Raw genomic sequence first — 17659 nt, 5'->3', positions numbered from 1 at the left:
CGACGGCCTCCCGACCGCGAGCCCGCCGCATGCGCCAACGCCGTCCGTCCCTGTTGCGCTCGCGCGACGCCGCCGACAGCGGCAAGGTGGGGATGGTCGAGCTGTTTTTCGACCTCGTCTTCGTCTTCGCGGTCACCCAGCTGTCCCACACGCTCGTCGGCGATCTCTCGCTCACCGGCCTGATGCACGTCGGTTTGCTGCTGCTCGGCGTGTGGTGGGTGTGGATCGACACCTCGTGGGTCACCAACTGGCTCGATCCGGAGCGCATTCCCGTGCGCGTGGCGTTGCTGGCCCTGATGCTCGCGGGGCTCGGGATTTCGATTGCGATCCCGAAAGCCTTCGACGCGCACGGCGTGTTGTTCGCGCTGTCCTACACCGCCTTGCAGATCGGACGCACGCTGTTCTTCCTGTGGGCCGTGCGCGCCGAGCCGCTGCATCGCCGGCGCAACTTCCAACGCCTGCTGGTGTGGACGATCGTGTTTTCGGCGTGCTGGATCGCCGGTGCGATGACCACGCACGATGCACGCCTGGGGTGGTGGGCGCTCGCGCTGGCGATCGAATCGCTCGCGCCGATTTCGTATTTCTGGGTGCCGGGCCTGGGCCGCTCGACGATCGAGGATTGGGATGTCGAAGGCGCGCACCTGGCCGAACGCTGCGCGTTGTTCATCATCATCGCGCTGGGCGAATCGCTGCTCGTCACCGGCATGACCTTCGCCTCGCGCGACTGGCACCTGGACACCTCCATCGGTTTCGCCAACGCAGTGCTCGGCACGATCCTGTTGTGGTGGATCTACTTCGACACCGGCGCCAAGCGCGCGACCAAACGCATCGAACGCGCGGACGATCCCGGCCGCGAAGCGCGCTCGGCCTACACCTACGTGCACGTGCTGATCGTCGGCGGAATCATCGCGTGCGCGGTCGCGGACGAACTGGTGATCGCGCATCCGCAGGAGGGAGGCTCGCTCGGCCTGGCGATCGTGCTCGGCGGGCCGATCCTCTACCTGGTCGGCAACGCGTCGTTCAAATGGATCACCAACGACCGCCGGGCACCGCCGCTCTCGCACCTGGTCGGCCTGGCGCTGCTCGCCGTGCTCGCATGGCCGACGGCGGCGCACCTGCTGTCGCCGCTGCACCTGGCCGTGCTTGCGAACGGCGCGTTGTTGGTGGTGGCGATCTGGGAGTCGCTGGCGGTGCGCGAGGTCGTGGGGACCGAACACCTGCCGGGTCAATGAGGGCCCGGATTGCGCAATTGCTGCGCCGGTCGGGTCGATCCGGCCGGTCGAACGCGCCGCCGGACGGGTCGAATGCATGCGATTCGACGCGATTTTCGTGCCAAAGGGGCGCAAGGGACGAAATAGTGGGGGGAGGGGGATTACAAATGCGCGCGGTTTCATGCAGGATGCGCGCCGGCCGCTTACCTTGTGTCCGCCGATGCGCTTGCGTGTGTTGTCGTCCCTGGTCGTTGCGTCCCTCGCCTGCGGTTGCGCTCATCAGCGCGGCTGGACCGGCGAAGGCGCCACGCCCTTCGACACCGCGCAGGCCGATTGCGATGCGAAGACCCGCGACCTCGATGCCGGTAAACCGCGCGAGGATGGGTTCGACGCTTGCATGGCCGGACATGGGTGGAAGCGGCCATGACCCGCGGGGGACAACGCGAACATCACGACAGATCCCGTATTCCTGCAAGATTGACCCTCGGGCGAAGTGCCCGGACGAGGAGGACTCCATGCGTAACGAAACGAAGACCAAGCTCGCCCTGGCCTGTGGCGCGCTGATCGCCGTGGCCCTGGTTGGCTGCAAGAAGAACGAAGAAGCCACCCCGGCCGCTTCGGCCACCGTCGCTGCCCCGGCCACCATGGCCGCCCCGGCTGCGCCGATGACCCCGGCGATGCCGGCGACGGCGATGCCGGCCGCTTCGATGACGGCCCCGGCCGCGTCGACCGCCGCCGCTCCGGCCGCCGCTTCGACGGCTGCCGACGCCGCTGGCGCCCCGGCGACCCACTAATCGGGTCGGCAAGGCAACAAGCGACACCGGGACGGCGGCCGAAAGGCCGCCGTCTTTTTTTGCGCGCTATTTTCCGAATCCCTGTCGATCCGCCTCGCCCCCGTTCGTCGTCCTTGGCGTAACCCCCAACTAAGGAGTCCGCACATGCGCGTCATGGTCATCGTCAAAGCCACCCCCGGTTCCGAAGCCGGCGCCCTGCCCACCGAAGAATTGCTGCGCGACATGACCGCGTACAACGAGGCGCTGGTGAAGGCCGGCATCCTCCTCGCCGGCGACGGCCTCAAGCCTTCGAAGGACGGCGCGCGCGTGCGCTTCTCGGGCAAGAGCCGTACCGTCAGCGACGGCCCGTTCGCCGAAACCAAGGAACTCGTCGCCGGGTTCTGGGTGTGGCAGGTCCGTTCGATGGAAGAAGCGATCGAGTGGGTCAAGCGCTGCCCCAATCCGATGCCGAACGAAGACTCGGACATCGAGATCCGCCCGCTGTTCGAAGCCGAGGATTTCGGCGACGCGATGCCGCAGGAATTGAAGGATCGCGAGAAGCAGTTGTTCGAAGAAGCGGCCGCGCGCAACGCGCAACGCCAATAACGCAAGACAGGATCCCCGCATGCAACTCGATGCCCGTCGCCGCTGGATCGCCCTGATGGTGTTGTGCCTGGGCGTGCTGATGATCGTGCTCGACTCGACGATCGTGAATGTCGCGCTCCCGTCGATCAAACAGGACCTTCGGTTCACCGACGCCTCGCTGGTGTGGGTCGTCAATGCCTACCTGCTGACCTTCGGCGGCTTCCTGCTGCTGGGCGGGCGGCTCGGCGACCTGTACGGGCACCGGCGTTTGTTCCTCGCGGGCATCGTGGCCTTTACGCTGGCCTCGCTGTGGTGCGGCCTGTCGTCTTCGCAAACCGAACTGGTGATCGCACGCGCCGTGCAAGGCTTCGGCGGCGCGGTGGTCACCTCGGTCGCGCTGTCGCTGATCATGATGCTCTTCCACGCACCGGTCGATCGCGCGAAGGCGATGGGCGTCTACGGGTTCGTGTGCGCGGGCGGCGGCAGCGTCGGCGTGTTGCTCGGCGGTTTGCTCACCAGCGCGCTCGACTGGCACTGGATCTTCCTGGTCAACATTCCGATCGGCGCGATCGTCTTCGCGCTGTGCCTGCGCCTGTTGCCCGGCGGCAGCGGGCACGCGGCCGGCGGCAAGCTCGACGTCGCAGGCGCGGTGACCGTCACCGTCGGCATGATGCTCGCGGTGTACGCGATCGTCGGCGGCAACGAAGCGGGATGGACTTCGCCGACGACGCTCGGCCTGCTCGCCGCGGCGCTGGTGTTGCTCGGCGCGTTCCTCGTCATCGAAGCGCGCGTGCGCGAACCGCTGATGCCGCTGGCGATGTTCAAACTCCGCAACGTCGCCACCGCCAACGTCGTGGGCGTGTTGTGGGCCGCGGCGATGTTCGCCTGGTTCTTCCTCTCCGCGCTCTACATGCAACTGGTGCTCGGTTACGGGCCGATGCAGGTCGGGCTCGCGTTCCTGCCGGCGAACCTGATCATGGCCGCGTTCTCGCTCGGGCTGTCGGCGAAGATCGTCATGCGCTTCGGCATCCGCGGGCCGCTCGCGGTGGGGCTGTTGCTCGCGGCCGCGGGGCTCGCCTGTTTCGCCGCCGCGCCGGTGGAAGGCGACTTCACCACGCACGTGCTGCCGGGGATGGTGCTGCTCGGCATCGGCGCCGGGCTTGCGTTCAATCCGGTGTTGCTCGCGGCGATGAGCGATGTGTCGCCGGCCGATTCGGGCCTGGCCTCCGGGCTGGTCAACACGTCTTTCATGATGGGCGGTGCGCTCGGGCTCGCCGTGCTCGCCAGCCTGGCGTCGGCGCGCACGCAGTCGCTGCAGGCCGCGGGCCTGGCTCCGGTCGCCGCGCTCAACGGCGGATACCACCTGGCGTTCGTGATCGGCGCGGCGTGCGCGGCCGGCGCGGCGCTCATCGGTTGGGTCGTGATCCGTGTCCGGACGCCCGCCACGGATTCACACGGGGCAGGGCTGCCGGCAGGGGATCAAGCGGCCGTGGAGTGACGAACGGTCGTCACAGGACTGATCAGTGGAGACGCAAACTCTTCCATTCGGGATCGGGCCGCAGGCTTAATAGCGCCCACTAGCTCGCCTCGAAGGGGAAGGCAGCGTGGGGGAGATCCTTCAAGTACGTCGACGCGTATTCGCGCCGCGCATGGCAGCGGCCGGGTTCACGCTCATCGAGCTGATGGTCACGGTGATCGTCGCCGCGATCCTGGCGGCCGTGGCCGTGCCGCAGTTCCAGGCCACGATCAACAACAACCGCCTGGCCGGTGCGTCCAACGAGCTGTTGACCTCGTTGCAGACCGCGCGCATGGAGGCGATGCGGTTCAACCACCGCACCACCGTGTGCCTGAGCCGCAATCCGACATCGTCGACGCCGACCTGCGCACCGGCCAACGCCGGCGATGCGACCGGGTTCATCACCTACGTCGACGAAAACGCCAACGACCTCTACAACACCGGCACCGACAAGTTGGTGCGCCAGAGCGTGTTGCCGTCGAACGTGAGGATCCTGGCGAGCACCAACCTGGCCACCGCCAACGGGAGCCAGGTGACCTTCCGCGCCGACGGCTTCGCGCGCACGCCGCCCAACGCCGACATGCTCAAGGCGCGCATCGATCTGTGCCTGCCGACGGGCCACCCCGCCGAAAACCGCCGCCGCATCGAGATCGGTGTCGGCAGCCGCATGTCGGTCACGCGCGTGGACACCGACGCCGACTGCGCAAACGCCCCCGGGAATCCTCCGTGATGAATCGCATCCAATCCAACCGATGCCCGTCCTCGCCGCGCGCCCAGCGTGGCGTGGGCCTGGTCGAAGTCCTGATCGCCGTCGTCGTGCTCGCCTTCGGCCTGCTCGGCATCGCCGCGATGCAACTCACCGCGCTGCGCAACAGCCAGAGCGCGCTGGAGCGCAGCCAGGCCGTCGCGCAGACCTACGCGATCCTCGACGCGATGCGCGCCAACGACGACCGCGCGATCAAGGGCGACTACAACATCCCCGAAACCTGCGCCGTGCCGAACACCGGCGACATCGTCGCCAACGACCTGCACCACTGGATGGAGACGATGCGGCGCAACGACGTCCTCGGCCCCAACGCCTGCGGGACGATCAACTGCACCGCGCGCGAATGCACGATCACCGTCTCGTGGGACGACTCGCGCGCCGGCGGCCTGTCGAAAGAACCGGTCAAGACGACGACGCAGCTGTGAGGAAGCCCATGCACATCCGACACGCCACTCCCGCTTCCCCGCGCGCCGCCCTGGGCTTCACCCTCGTGGAGCTGATGATCTCGCTCGTGCTGGGCCTGATCGTCACCTCCGCGGCGCTGGCGATGTTCCTCGCCAACAAGCAGGTCTACACCACCAGCGAACACCTGGGTCGCGTGCAGGAAAACGTGCGCACCGCCTACGAGGTGATGTCGCGCGAGATGCGCGAGTCCACCGGTACCGCGTGCGAGGCCAACCTCAAGGTGGCCAACGTGTTGCGCTCGAGCAGCAACTGGTGGCTCAACTTCGACAACCGCATCAAGGGATTCGACGGCGCGACGGCGTTCCCGGGCGATTCCTTCGGCACCACGAGCCCGGCGCGCATCGCGGGGACCGATGCGGTCGAACTCAAGTCCGGCCTGAGCGACAGCGTGACCGTCGTATCGCACAACACCGGTACGGCGACGTTCAAGGTCGGCACCGTGAACCACGGGTTCCGCACCGGCGACCTCGCGCTGGTCTGCGACTTCAAGCAGGCGGCCCTGCTCCAGATCACGGCGGCGTCCAACGGCACGACCGACACCCTGCAGCACGTCGCCAACGGCAGCTTCGTGCCCGGCAACTGCACCACGGGCCTGCTGTACGCCTCGCCGACGCTGTGCTCCTCGCCCGGCAACGTCTATCCGTATCCCGCGCTCTCTCAGATCGCGCACGTGCACATGTCGCGCTGGTACATCGGCGTGAACCCGCGCGGCGGCCGCTCGCTCTACCAAGCCACGGTGGTGAACACCAACGGCGCGCCGAGCGTGCAGATCCAGGAAATCGCCGACGGCGTGCAGGACATGGAGCTCAGCTTCCTGCTCGCCGGCGCGAACGACTACGTGCCCGCCGGCTCGGTCACCGCCTTCCAGTGGGCGCAGCCCGACGCGGTGGTCGCCGTGCGCATCGTGCTGGACGTCGAAGTCGACGAGGACACCCCGTCCGGCGAACACATCACCCGCCGTCTCGAACACACCGTCACCCTGCGGAACCGACTGACATGAACCGCATTCCTTCGATTCCTTCCCGCAACGGCGAGCGCGGCATCGCGCTGGTCGTGGTGCTGATCCTGCTGCTGGTCATGTCGATGCTGGCGATCGTCAGCCTGCGCTCGACGCTGATGGAAGAGCGCATGAGCGCGAACATGGCCGACCGCAGTTCCAGTTTCCAGGCCGCCGAAGCCGCGCTGCGCCAGGGCGAACAGCTCGCCGCGCAGAAGCCGACGCTGCCCGGCAGCGGTTGCCTCAACGGCCTGTGCGCGATTCCGCTGGCGACCGATGCGCCGCGTTGGGCGCCCGGGGCGGCGGCATGGAACAGCGCGCGGAACGTCGACATCGACATGGGCACGCAGTCGGTGGGCGCCAAGTACATCGTCGAGTTGCTGGCGACGGACGTGGAATCCCCGGGCCAGTGCGTCTCGCAGGATCCGAATGAAGTGTGCACGGGCTTCGAAAGCCGATACCGCATCACCGCGTTGAGCGAAGCAAACGACCGCTCTTCGGTGATGCTCCAGACCAATTACGCAGTGCCCTGAACGGAGTCATGGCCATGGTTGCCCAGACCGTCAAACCCCGCACGAAGAATTCGCGCCTGACCGCGCTGGTCTTCGCCTTCTGCACGACGTTGATCGCGCTGCCCAGCGTGGCGGTCACGATCCCGGACGTGCCGCTGCAGTCGGGCACCGCGTATCCGCCGGCGAACGTGCGGTTCATCCTCGACGACTCCGGTTCGATGGCCTGGGACTTCATGCCCGGCGCCAACAGCTCGAGCGAAGTGCCCGCGGTGAGCCCGGTGAACATCGCGCTCACCACGTACGCGCGCAACACGCTGTACTACAACCCGGGCATCACCTACCAGGCGTGGATCAAGGCCGACGACACGCGTTACACCAGCGGCACGACGTATTCCAGCGCCTGGTCCGACGACAGCCAGTTGAGCAGCGCCACCAACCTGGGCTCCTCGACGCGCACGTTCTACATGCCGAAGGACGGCGCGACGAACCTGGGCGCCACCGGTTCGTACTGGCGCTACCAGATCACGCCGGCCGGCGGCGACATCGTGCGCAGCGAGTACGGCACGGTCATCGCCAACACGAGCACCGTCTCGGGCTTCCCGACCACCGCGGCTGACACCAACACCAACGGCACCTCGGCGAGCATCGCGATCACGGTGCCGGTGGGCATCGATCAATTGACCGTCAGTTCCTCCGGCGGCAAGTTCGGCAAGAACACCAATGCCGACGACGGCAAGGGCAACGGCGCCGAGCTGTACCTGCGTTACAACAACACGCCGTCGACGGGCACCTACGACTGCCGGTCCACGGGCAAGGGCAATACGGAAACCTGCACGATCGACTTCCCGACCGCGGGCACGTATTACGTCAACTTCTTCGCCGACTCCAACTTCCGCACGGTCGGCGTGACCGCCACGCTCACAACGTCCAACCGCTGCGGCACGGGCACCGGCTCCAGCGACTGGATCAACTGCACCTCGGCCACGCCGCAGTACCGCGACGCCAACAACGCGCTCGTGCAGCGGTCGCTGTCGGCGGAGCTGGTCAACTACGCGACCTGGTACTCCTACCACCGCACCCGCATCAAGGTGGCCAAGGCCGGCGCGAGCGAAGCCTTCAGCCGCCTGGCCGGCAACTCGTTGCGCGTGGGTTACGACTCGATCTGGAACCGCAGCCCGGTGAACATCCCGGTCGGCACCAACAACGGCGTGTTCAGCGGCACCAACCGCAGCACCTGGTTCACCACGCTGCATGCCGCCGCCGCGAGCAACGGCACGCCGCTGAAGGGCGCGCTGCAACGCGCGGGCGAATACTTCTCCAACACCTCCGCCACCGGTCCGTGGGGCCCTGAAACGGGCGCCAACCAGCTCAGCTGCCGCCAGAACTTCGCGATCCTGACCACCGACGGTTACTGGAACGACGACAGCGGCTACAACAGCCCGGTCGGCGACACCGACGGCACCGCGGGTCCGTCCATCACCGGCCCGAACTCGCAGTCCTACAGCTACGCGATCGCCAGCCCCTACAAGGACAACTTCGCGGGCACCACCAACACGAAGGGCAACACGCTCGCCGACGTGGCGATGCATTACTGGAAGCGCGACCTGGTGAGCGCGCTGACCAACAACGTGCCGACCTCGATCGCCGACCCGGCGTTCTGGCAGCACATGGTGACCATGGGCGTGTCGATCGGCCTGCAGGGCAACCTCAACCCGGCCGTCGACCTGACCTCGATCACCAACGGCACAAAGCATTGGGGCGACCCGACCGATACCGAGGACGCCGACCGCATCGACGACCTGTGGCACGCCTCGGTCAACGGCCACGGCAACTTCGTCGCGGCGAAGAACCCGAGCGAGTTCGCGCAGGCGATGGTCGACGCGCTCGCCACCGTGGCCGCGCGCCTGGGTTCGGCGTCGAACGTGACCGCCAACTCGACCTCGTTCACCACCGACTCGCGCATCTACCAGGCGACGTACGTCTCCGGTAAGTGGATCGGCGAAATGAGCGCGTGGGATGCCACCGCCGCGGGCCTTGCCGCCACGCCGGCCTGGAAGTCCTCGCCGCAGATCGCCTACGCCGGCCGCAACGTGTGGACCTGGAACGGCACCGCCGGCCAGACCTTCCCGACGACGGCGCAGACCACCGCGTTGGCGCGCAGCACCGGCATCGCGCCTGTGACCGGCGCGAACAACGTCAACTACATCAAGGGCGACTGGGGTTCCGAACGCCGCCTGGGCGGCACGCTGCGCAACCGCGACTCGCTGCTCGGCGACATCGTCAACTCCTCGCCGATGTACGCGCCCGACACCAAGACGCTTTACGTCGGCGCCAACGACGGCATGCTGCACGCCTTCAACGCGCTGACCGGTGCCGAGCTGTTCGCCTTCGTGCCCGCCGGCCTGAACTTCGCCGACCTGGCCACGCTCAGCGACCCGCAGTACACCCACAAGTACTTCGTCGACGGCCCGGTCATCGTCTCGAACTACAAGCAGACGCCCGGCAAGAACTACCTGGTCGGCGCGCTCGGTCGCGGCGGCAAGGGCATCTTCGGCCTGGACGTGACCACGCCCTCGAGCTTCGCTGCCGGCAACGTGCTGTGGGAGCTGCGCGACGACGGCGGCGACATGGGCATGGTGACCAACGAGCCGCAGATCATCACGCTCAACGATGCCACCAACACCAAGGCGGTGATGTTCGGCAACGGCATCAACAGCACCAACGGCCATTCGGTGCTGTTCATCGTCAACCTCACCACGGGCGCGGTGATCAAGAAGATCGACACCGGTTCGAGCGGCGACAACGCGCTGTTCGATCCGCGTGCCCGCGACGTCGACGGCAACGGCACCACCGACTACATCTATGCCGGCGACCGCAACGGCAACCTGTGGAAGTTCGACTTCACCGGCGCGACCGCGGCCACCTGGACGATCGCCGCCGGCGGCCAGCCGCTGTACCGCACGCGCAGCGGCCAGCCGATCACCTCGGGCGTGGCCGTCGCGCGCAACCCCGAAGACGGGCGCCAGTGGGTGCTCTTCGGCACGGGCAGCTACATGACCCTCGGCGACGTGAACGACAACACCGTGCAGACGATGTACGGCCTGATCGACGAGAACGTCACGATCACCCAGTCGCAGTTGCAGCAGCGCACCATCGCCGGCACCACCACGGTGAACGGCCGCATCTACCGCGCGCTGGAACCGGTGGGGACGCTGGCCTCGGGCAAGAAGGGTTGGTACCTGGACTGGAACAACCCGACGGCAGGCGAACGCGTCGTGGTCCGTCCGCAGTTGAAGGGCGTTTCCGTCGTCACCTCGACGATGATCCCGCCCACCGCATCGACGTGCGAAGCCGGCGGCTCGGGCTTCATCAACGCGATGGATGCCTTCAGCGGCACCGCATTGCCCGAACCGTTCTTCGACATGAACAAGGACGGCAGCTTCACCAACCTCGACACGATCACCATCAACACGCCGAGCGGGCCGGTACAGGTGGGCGTGAGCTCGGTCAGCACCGGTGCGAGCCCGACCAAGGTCGTGTTCGTCGGCGACCGCCTGTTCTACTCCAAGACCGACGGCTCGATGGGTTCGGACAGCGGCAACCCGCCCGATGGCGACCCACGCCGCGTGATGTGGCGCGAAATCCTCAAGGACTGACGACCGATGAAACGCAATGAACGTGGTTTCACCCTGCTCGAGCTGATGATCACTGTCGGCATCGTCGCCGCGCTCACCGCGATGGCGGTGGCCGGTTACGGCTTCGCCACGCTGAAGACGCGTCGCGCCGCCGCGCAGGGCTGCCTCACCGAGTGGGCCGGCCAGTTGGAGCGTTACTACACCACCGCGATGACCTACCAGAGCGGCCCGTCGGCGTCGTGCTCGGCCGACGTCAGCCAGTGGTACGACGTTTCCTTCGCCTCCGGTTCGCCGGCGGCGATGTCCTACACGCTGCGGGCGGTGCCGAAGAACGGCCAGCGCAAGGACAAGTGCGGCACGATGACGCTCAACGAAAAGAACGTGCATACGCCCACGACGGCCGGTTGCTGGTAACACTCCGGCGGGTTGCGTGACCGCGGCGGCGGTGTTGTCATCGCCGCCAATGGAGACATCGACGCAAGCGCAGGCGCACGTCCGCCGCACCATCGACGCGGTGTGGCGGATCGAATCGACCCGGCTCATCGCCGGTCTCGCGCGCATGGTGCGCGACGTCGGCCTGGCCGAGGAACTCGCGCAGGACGCCTTCCTCGCCGCGCTCGAACACTGGACCACCAGTGGGGTGCCCGACAAACCGGGCGCGTGGCTGATGGCCACCGCCAAGCGCCGCGCGATCGACCGCGTGCGCCAACGCGACCTGCACGCGCGCAAACAGGCGACGATCGACCACGACGAAGACTGGCAGCCGGCGCTGCTCGCGGCCGATCCCGAATCCGCCGCCGACGACGTGATCGGCGACGACGTGCTGCGCCTGGTGTTCACCGCGTGCCATCCGGTGCTGTCGACCGACGCGCAGGTCGCGCTCACGCTGCGCCTGCTTGGGGGGCTGACGACGGAGGAAATCGCGCGCGCGTGCCTGGTGCCCGAGCCGACGATCGCGCAACGCATCGTGCGCGCCAAGCGCACGCTGAGCGAAGCGAACGTCCCTTTCGAAACGCCGGGGCGCGACGAACTGCCGCAACGCCTGTCCGCCGTGCTCGGCGTGGTCTACCTGATCTTCAACGAAGGCTACGCGGCCACCAGCGGAGCCGACTGGATGCGCCCGGCGCTGTGCGACGAAGCCTTGCGCCTGGGCCGCATCCTCGTCGCGCTCGCGCCGCTGGAACCGGAGGTCCATGGGCTGCTCGCGCTGATGGAACTGCAGGCCTCGCGCATCGGTGCGCGCACCAAACCCGACGGCACGCCGATTCTCCTGCTCGAACAGGACCGCACGCGCTGGGATCACCTGTACATCCAGCGCGGCCTGGCATCGCTGCGCCACGCCGAGCGCCTCGGTGGCGCGGAAGGTCCCTACGCGCTGCAGGCGGCGCTCGCTGCGTGCCATGCGCGTGCGCCGACCGCGCAGGACACCGACTGGCCGCGCATCGCCGCGCTGTACGACATGCTGGCCGCGCGCATGGGTTCGCCCGTGGTCGAACTCAATCGCGCGGTGGCCTTCGCGATGGCCTACGGGCCGCAGGCCGGGCTGGACCTGGTCGATGCCCTGGTCGACGCGCGCGAACTGCGCGACTACCACCTGCTGCCGAGCGTGCGCGGCGATCTGCTGCAGAAGCTCGGCCGCTTCGACGAGGCGCGCGCCGAGTTCGAACGCGCCGCCACGCTCGCGCGCAACGAACGCGAGGCAGAACTGTTGCGTCGGCGCGCGGCATCGACCACGCCCTGACGCCGCATCCATCGCCGCAGCGCGAACATCGCGCCATGCCCATCGACCGCCGCGATCCCGCGGGCCGCACCCACAGCCGCGGCCGCTGCCATCTCTACGTCCTGCCGGTCGTGGTCGAGGATCTGCTGAAGCTCGGGTTCTCGCGCGATCCGCTCGCGCGCCTGCAGCAATTGCATGCGCGCTGGTACGAGCAGTTCGACCTGGACCGCGCCTTCACGATCGAAACCGAATCGGTGCCCGATGCGCGCCGCCTGGAGTTGCGATTTCGCCGCGAGCTGGAGGCGCACAACGCACCGCGCCCGCTGACGATGCGCGAGGACGCGGGCGGGGCACGCGAGTGGTATCGGGGTGCGTCCGACCTGCTCGAAACGGCGGGGCGCGACCTGGAAGGCGCGGGCTACACCCGGCATGCGCCGCTGCGCCCCTGGTTGCGCGCGGCGCTGCTCGCCCGTGCCGAGCTCCTGTTCGACTGGACCAGCGCCCTGGGCGTCGACGAGCTGCAGACCCCGCGCCCTGGCGGTCTGCGCGCGACTGCCGCGCAAACCGCGGTGCGCAACGCGCTCGGCGCCTACGACGCGCTCGACATCGATCTGGCGCCGTGGTTGCCCGAAGCGGTGCTGCACTGGCATCGTGCATCGCGATGAGCGCTCCCTTCGAACTGTTGCCCTTCGACCTGCCGCCCGCGCAGGCCCAGGCGATCGCGCAGGCCTATGCCACGCCGCCGCGCGCCTACCACGACCTGCACCACGTCGGCGAAGTGTTGCGGCATTATGACGAGGTCGCGCGCGGCCCCGGTTGGGCGCATCCGCGCGAGGTGGCATTCGCGGCGCTGTATCACGACGCGATCTACGTCGCCGGTGCGAAGGACAACGAAACCCGCTCGGCGGACCTTGCGCGCGAACATCTCCTGCAGTGGCCGATGGCGGGGCTGGATGTCGACCGCATCGCGGAGCTGATCGAACTCACCGCGCGCCACGGCACTTTGTCGCCGCGCGATGTGCCGGACGAGGACACTCGGCAGTTCCTGGATTGCGACATGGCGATCCTCGGCGCCGAGCCGGCGGTCTTCGACGCTTACGACCGCGGGATCACGGCCGAATATCGCGGCGTGGTGCCCGGCTGGTTGTTCGCGATCAATCGCAAGCGCTTCCTGAAGGGCCTGCTGGGGCGCGAACGCATCTACCTCGGCGATTTCTTCCACGCGCGGCTCGACGCGCGCGCCCGCAACAACCTGCGCCGCGCCATCACGACCAAGCGCTAGGCGGGGGCAGGGCGCTTCACGCCGCCCCCACGGCCGCTCCCGGAACCTGACTCCCCAGCGCAACAGGGGACTTGAACATGACGCGTCGACTCAACCGCAGGCTGCGCGTCATCGCCGCACGCGCCACGCTGTGCGCCGTATTGGTGGCCGCCCTGGGCGCCACCGGGTTCCGCACGGCCGACGAAGTCCGGGACGCCGACGCGCAACAGGCCGGTTTGTTCCAGCACTGAGGTCTGCTTCACCCGCTTTGTGACTTGAGGCAGGGGGTTACGCGGCCCCCGGTGTGGCATCGTCGCGCGATCCCATCGCTCCACGAGCCTGCGCATGTCCCTTCGCGTCGCCCTGCTGCCCTGCGCCCTCATCGCCGCCCTCGCGTCCCCGGCTTTCGCCGCGGACACCGCGCCGACCAAGCAACCCGAACTCACGGCCCTCACCCTGCAGACCGGCGTGCCGCGCGCCCCGGAGCAGGAAGCGGTTGTGTTCCAAACCGCGAGCCTGAAGTTCAAGGTCGATCCCGCGCGCAAGCACCTGGACGGTGATGCGACGCTGACCTTCCGTGCGATCAAGCCGGTCGATGCACTCGTCGTCGACCTCGACCGCAACTACAAGGTCGCCTCCGTCGACGTCGATGGCGTCAACGTCACCGGCTGGAAGAACCCCGAAGGCCGCATGACGATCCCGCTCGCCAAACCGCTTGCTGCCGGTGGCACGGCGGTGCTGCGCATCGTCTACGACGGCTTCCCGCACGTCGCCGAACGCGCGCCGTGGGACGGCGGTTTCGTGTGGGCCAAGGCGCCGACCGGCGAGCCGTGGATCGCCAGCGCGGTGCAGGGCAACGGTTGCGATCTGTTCTGGCCGTGCATCGATCATCCGCAGGCCGAGCCCGAAGTGGTCGACCAGTTCGTCACCGTCCCCGCGCCGCTGGTGTCGGCGGGCAACGGCGTGCTGGTGGGCATGGACGAAAAGGACGGCTGGCGCACCTACCACTGGCGCACGAAGAACCCCGACACCTACGCCATCGCGCTGAACATCGGGCCCTACGAATTGCTGTCGGCCGACTACAAGTCGCGCTACGGCAACACGATCCCGCTGCGCTTCTGGCACCTCAAGGGCGAGGGCGACAAGGCGAAGGGCCTGTTCGCCGAATTCGCGCCGATGCTGGACTTCTTCGAGGAAGTCATCGGCCCGTATCCCTTCGCCGACGAAAAGATGGGCGTGGTCGAAACCCCGCACCTGGGCATGGAACACCAGACCATCAATGCCTACGGCAACGAATACAAGAAGTCCGAATACGGCTACGACTGGCTGCTCGAACACGAGTTCGCGCACGAGTGGTTCGGCAACCAGCTGACCAACAAGGACTGGGACGACATGTGGCTGCACGAAGGCTACGGCACGTACATGCAACCGCTGTACATGCAATGGCTGCGCGGCGACATGGAGTACAAGGCCAACCTGATGAAGCAGCGCGCGACGCTGGCCAACAAGCATCCGATCGTCGCCGGACGCCCGATGCTCGAAGAGGACGTGTACAGCGACGAGAAGGGCCCCGGGCACGACATCTACTACAAGGCCTCGCTGGTCATGGACACGTTCCGCCACCTCATCGGCGACAAGCAGTTCTTCGACGTGACGCGCCTGGCGGTCTACGGCCGCACCGACCCCAAGCCCGGCAACTTCAAGCCCTTGTATGCGAGCACGCCGGATTACATCGCGGCCGTGCGCAAGGTCACCGGCAAGGACTACCAGTGGTTCTTCGACGTGTATCTCTACCAGCCGGCGTTGCCGGAACTGGTCGCCACGCGCGCGGGCAACACGCTGAAGCTCGAGTGGAAGACGGGCGGCAAGCCCTTCCCGATGCCGGTCGAAGTGCGCGTCGGCGACCACGTGGAGACCGTCGGCATGGCGAACGGGCAGGGCAGCCTGCCGATCAAGGCGGACGAGAGCTTCACGCTGGATCCGAATTCGAAGGTGCTGCGCCAGTTGCCGCACATCGATGCGTTCCAGCAGGACAAGAGCGACCGCGAGAAGGCCGAGGCGCGCAAGAAGGCCGCGGCCGGCTGAACCAGCTGAACGGCGAAAAGCCCGCGCGTCTCACGACCTGAGACGCGCCGGGCGAAAATGCCCGTCATGCATGCGGCGCATTTTGCGGACGACCTGTTCAGCCAGGGGCCGCGCACTCTCATCGACGACGCGGAAGGCGGGTGCTGGTACCACCCCGCCTTCATCGACGCCGCGCGCGCCGCCGACTGGTTCGACCAACTGCGCGATGCCATCGAATGGCGCCAGCAACGCCGTCCGATGTACGACCGCATCGTCGATGTCCCGCGGCTCACCGGCGGCTATGCACTCGACGGCACGGCGGACCTGCCGCCGGCGCTTGCGCAGGCGCACGCCGCGATCCGCGAACACACCAGCGTTCCCTTCACGCATGTGGGTTGCAACTACTATCGCGACGGCAACGACAGCGTCGCCCCGCACAACGACAAACTCGCGACGCTGATCCCCGGGCATCCGATCGTGTTGCTGTCCCTCGGCGCTCCGCGCCGCATGGAAATTCGCGCCAAACAACCGCCGCGCAACGTCGTGCGCATCGACCTGGAAGCGGGCAGCCTGCTGTCGATGAGCCATGCGATGCAATCCACGTACGACCACGGCATTCCCAAGAGCAAACACGCCGTCGGCCCGCGCATCAGCCTGGCCTTCCGCGTGCGCCCGCCGAAGGACAACACATGACGCGGCGTGGCGGCAGCGCCGATCTTCCCCTGCACGGCGGCCGCGTGCCGCAGTGGCTCGCATCGCGCATGACGAAGCTCGGCACGGTGATGACGCAGGCCATCGTGCACGAATACGGCCGCGACGAATTCCTGCGGCGCATGGCGCATCCCTTCTGGTTCCAGTCCTTCGGCGCGGTGATGGGCATGGACTGGCATTCCTCCGGCATCACCACGAGCGTCATCGGTGCGTTGAAGCGCGGCCTGACGCCGATCGCCGGTGAACTCGGCCTGCATGTGTGCGGCGGGCGCGGCAAGCACTCGCGCGCGACGCCCGCCGAATTGCAGGCCATCGGCGAGCGTGTCGGCATCGACGGCGGTGCGCTCGCGCAAGCCAGCCGCCTGGTGGCGAAGGTGGACAGCGCGGCGGTGCAGGATGGGTTCGATCTTTACCTGCATGGCTTCATCGTCGCCGACGACGGCAAGTGGACGGTGGTGCAGCAGGGCATGCATGGCGAGCGCGGGCAGGCGCGGCGCTATCACTGGTTGTCGGAAGGCTTGGCGAGTTTCGTCGATGCGCCGCACAGCGCGATCGAAGGCCCGGGGCAGGGACGCATCGTGAACCTGGCGGATCGGCGTGCGGCGCCCTCGCGAGAGGCGCAGGTTCGGCTGCTGCAGGACATCGGTGCGCAGGCGATCGCGGAAGAATTTGCCCGCATGGAGCCGGCGCGCATCGAGCCGACGCGCGTGCAACCGGCCTCGCCGCAAGGCGAACTGCTCCCGCACCTGTCGATGCCCGACCATCACGACGTGCGCGCCGAAAACATCGTCGTCCGCCGCCTCCATGGCGCACTCGCCGCCGCGCAGGAGAATGGGCCGCAGGACTTCACGCAGCTGCTGCAGGTGCCCGGCGTCGGCGCACGCACCGTGCGCGCGCTCGCGATGGTCGCGCAGGTGCTGCACGGCACGCCGTGCCGCTTCACCGATCCGGCGCGCTTTTCGCTCGCGCTCGGCGGCAAGGATCGCCATCCCTTCCCGGTGCCGACGAAGGTCTACGACCACACCATCGGCGTGCTCAAGTCGGCGATGCGCAATGCGAAACTCGGCCGCGAGGAAGAACTGCAGGCGATCCGACGCCTCGATGCGCAGGCACGCGCGCTGGAAGCCACCGCGACCGGCCCCTGCGTCGACGACTACATCGCCGACGAACGCCGCCATTCGCACGCTTACGGCGGACGCAGCGTCTTCGGCTGGGAACCGCCCGCAACCGGCGTCGACACGGCGCCTGCTAAGCTCGGCGGCAATCGCAAACCGCGGAAGTCGGCATGACCTGGGTCGGGATCCTGATATTGATCGTGTGCATCTGGCTGGCCTTCAAGGTCGCCGGCGTCCTGTTCAAGATCGTGCTGTGGGGCGCGATCATCGTCGGCATCTGGTGGCTGGCGGCACCGTTCCTGGGGTTGCCGCGGCCGTTCTGACGCGG

General features: G+C 67.7%; 19 protein-coding genes. All 19 read left to right on the top strand.

Annotated elements, in window-relative coordinates; genetic code table 11:
- The first annotated feature begins 29 nt into the window (after positions 1–29).
- Entirely contained in the window at positions 30–1232 is a 1203-nt protein-coding gene (locus AC1DOM_RS11255; RefSeq protein WP_498963284.1) for a low temperature requirement protein A, read from the top strand.
- Positions 1233–1392: 160 nt separating this feature from the next.
- Positions 1393–1638 carry a hypothetical protein gene (locus AC1DOM_RS11250; protein WP_498963282.1) on the top strand — a complete coding sequence of 82 codons (246 nt, stop codon included), beginning with the start codon at positions 1393–1395 and terminating at the stop codon, positions 1636–1638.
- 88 nt (positions 1639–1726) lie between these two features.
- Entirely contained in the window at positions 1727–2005 is a 279-nt protein-coding gene (locus AC1DOM_RS11245; protein ID WP_498963280.1) for a hypothetical protein, read from the top strand.
- A 144-nt stretch (positions 2006–2149) separates the two neighbouring features.
- The gene (locus tag AC1DOM_RS11240; RefSeq protein WP_498963278.1) at positions 2150–2590 is read left to right on the top strand and encodes a YciI family protein; all 441 of its coding nucleotides are present in this window, start codon (positions 2150–2152) and stop codon (positions 2588–2590) included.
- Positions 2591–2609: 19 nt separating this feature from the next.
- Positions 2610–4067 (top strand): DHA2 family efflux MFS transporter permease subunit, encoded by a 1458-nt coding sequence (locus tag AC1DOM_RS11235; protein WP_498963276.1) that lies wholly within the window; start codon positions 2610–2612, stop codon positions 4065–4067.
- A gap of 151 nt (positions 4068–4218) precedes the next feature.
- Positions 4219–4815 (top strand): GspH/FimT family pseudopilin, encoded by a 597-nt coding sequence (locus tag AC1DOM_RS11230; RefSeq protein ID WP_498963275.1) that lies wholly within the window; start codon positions 4219–4221, stop codon positions 4813–4815.
- On the top strand, positions 4815–5276 hold the full coding sequence (pilV, locus tag AC1DOM_RS11225; RefSeq protein WP_498963273.1) for a type IV pilus modification protein PilV: 462 nt from the start codon (positions 4815–4817) through the stop codon (positions 5274–5276). Before AC1DOM_RS11230 ends, pilV begins: the two co-directional genes overlap by 1 nt.
- Positions 5277–5284: 8 nt before the next feature.
- Entirely contained in the window at positions 5285–6316 is a 1032-nt protein-coding gene (locus tag AC1DOM_RS11220) for a PilW family protein (protein ID WP_498963271.1), read from the top strand.
- On the top strand, positions 6313–6846 hold the full coding sequence (locus tag AC1DOM_RS11215) for a pilus assembly PilX family protein (RefSeq protein ID WP_498963269.1): 534 nt from the start codon (positions 6313–6315) through the stop codon (positions 6844–6846). The genes AC1DOM_RS11220 and AC1DOM_RS11215 overlap by 4 nt, the downstream gene beginning before the upstream one ends.
- 14 nt (positions 6847–6860) lie before the next feature.
- On the top strand, positions 6861–10481 hold the full coding sequence (locus AC1DOM_RS11210) for a PilC/PilY family type IV pilus protein (protein WP_498963267.1): 3621 nt from the start codon (positions 6861–6863) through the stop codon (positions 10479–10481).
- A gap of 6 nt (positions 10482–10487) precedes the next feature.
- Positions 10488–10874, top strand: a complete 387-nt coding sequence (locus AC1DOM_RS11205) for a type IV pilin protein (RefSeq protein ID WP_498963265.1) — start codon at positions 10488–10490, stop codon at positions 10872–10874.
- 49 nt (positions 10875–10923) lie between these two features.
- The gene (locus tag AC1DOM_RS11200; protein WP_498963263.1) at positions 10924–12201 is read left to right on the top strand and encodes an RNA polymerase sigma factor; all 1278 of its coding nucleotides are present in this window, start codon (positions 10924–10926) and stop codon (positions 12199–12201) included.
- Between the two features lie 35 nt (positions 12202–12236).
- Positions 12237–12845 (top strand): GIY-YIG nuclease family protein, encoded by a 609-nt coding sequence (locus AC1DOM_RS11195; protein WP_498963261.1) that lies wholly within the window; start codon positions 12237–12239, stop codon positions 12843–12845.
- Positions 12842–13462 (top strand): HD domain-containing protein, encoded by a 621-nt coding sequence (locus AC1DOM_RS11190; RefSeq protein ID WP_498963259.1) that lies wholly within the window; start codon positions 12842–12844, stop codon positions 13460–13462. The genes AC1DOM_RS11195 and AC1DOM_RS11190 overlap by 4 nt, the downstream gene beginning before the upstream one ends.
- 77 nt (positions 13463–13539) lie before the next feature.
- The gene (locus tag AC1DOM_RS11185) at positions 13540–13692 is read left to right on the top strand and encodes a hypothetical protein (RefSeq protein WP_498963257.1); all 153 of its coding nucleotides are present in this window, start codon (positions 13540–13542) and stop codon (positions 13690–13692) included.
- A 94-nt stretch (positions 13693–13786) separates the two neighbouring features.
- Positions 13787–15526 carry a M1 family metallopeptidase gene (locus tag AC1DOM_RS11180; protein ID WP_498963255.1) on the top strand — a complete coding sequence of 580 codons (1740 nt, stop codon included), beginning with the start codon at positions 13787–13789 and terminating at the stop codon, positions 15524–15526.
- 66 nt (positions 15527–15592) lie between these two features.
- The gene (locus AC1DOM_RS11175; protein WP_498963254.1) at positions 15593–16198 is read left to right on the top strand and encodes an alpha-ketoglutarate-dependent dioxygenase AlkB family protein; all 606 of its coding nucleotides are present in this window, start codon (positions 15593–15595) and stop codon (positions 16196–16198) included.
- Positions 16195–17505, top strand: a complete 1311-nt coding sequence (locus AC1DOM_RS11170; protein ID WP_498963252.1) for a DUF763 domain-containing protein — start codon at positions 16195–16197, stop codon at positions 17503–17505. Before AC1DOM_RS11175 ends, AC1DOM_RS11170 begins: the two co-directional genes overlap by 4 nt.
- Positions 17502–17654: a hypothetical protein gene (locus AC1DOM_RS11165; RefSeq protein WP_498963250.1), complete on the top strand. Its 153-nt coding sequence runs from the start codon at positions 17502–17504 to the stop codon at positions 17652–17654. Before AC1DOM_RS11170 ends, AC1DOM_RS11165 begins: the two co-directional genes overlap by 4 nt.
- Positions 17655–17659: the final 5 nt, after the last annotated feature.

The sequence above is a fragment of the Lysobacter sp. P5_B12 genome (assembly GCF_056400425.1).
This window is presented reverse-complemented; position numbering and strand designations above follow the sequence as displayed.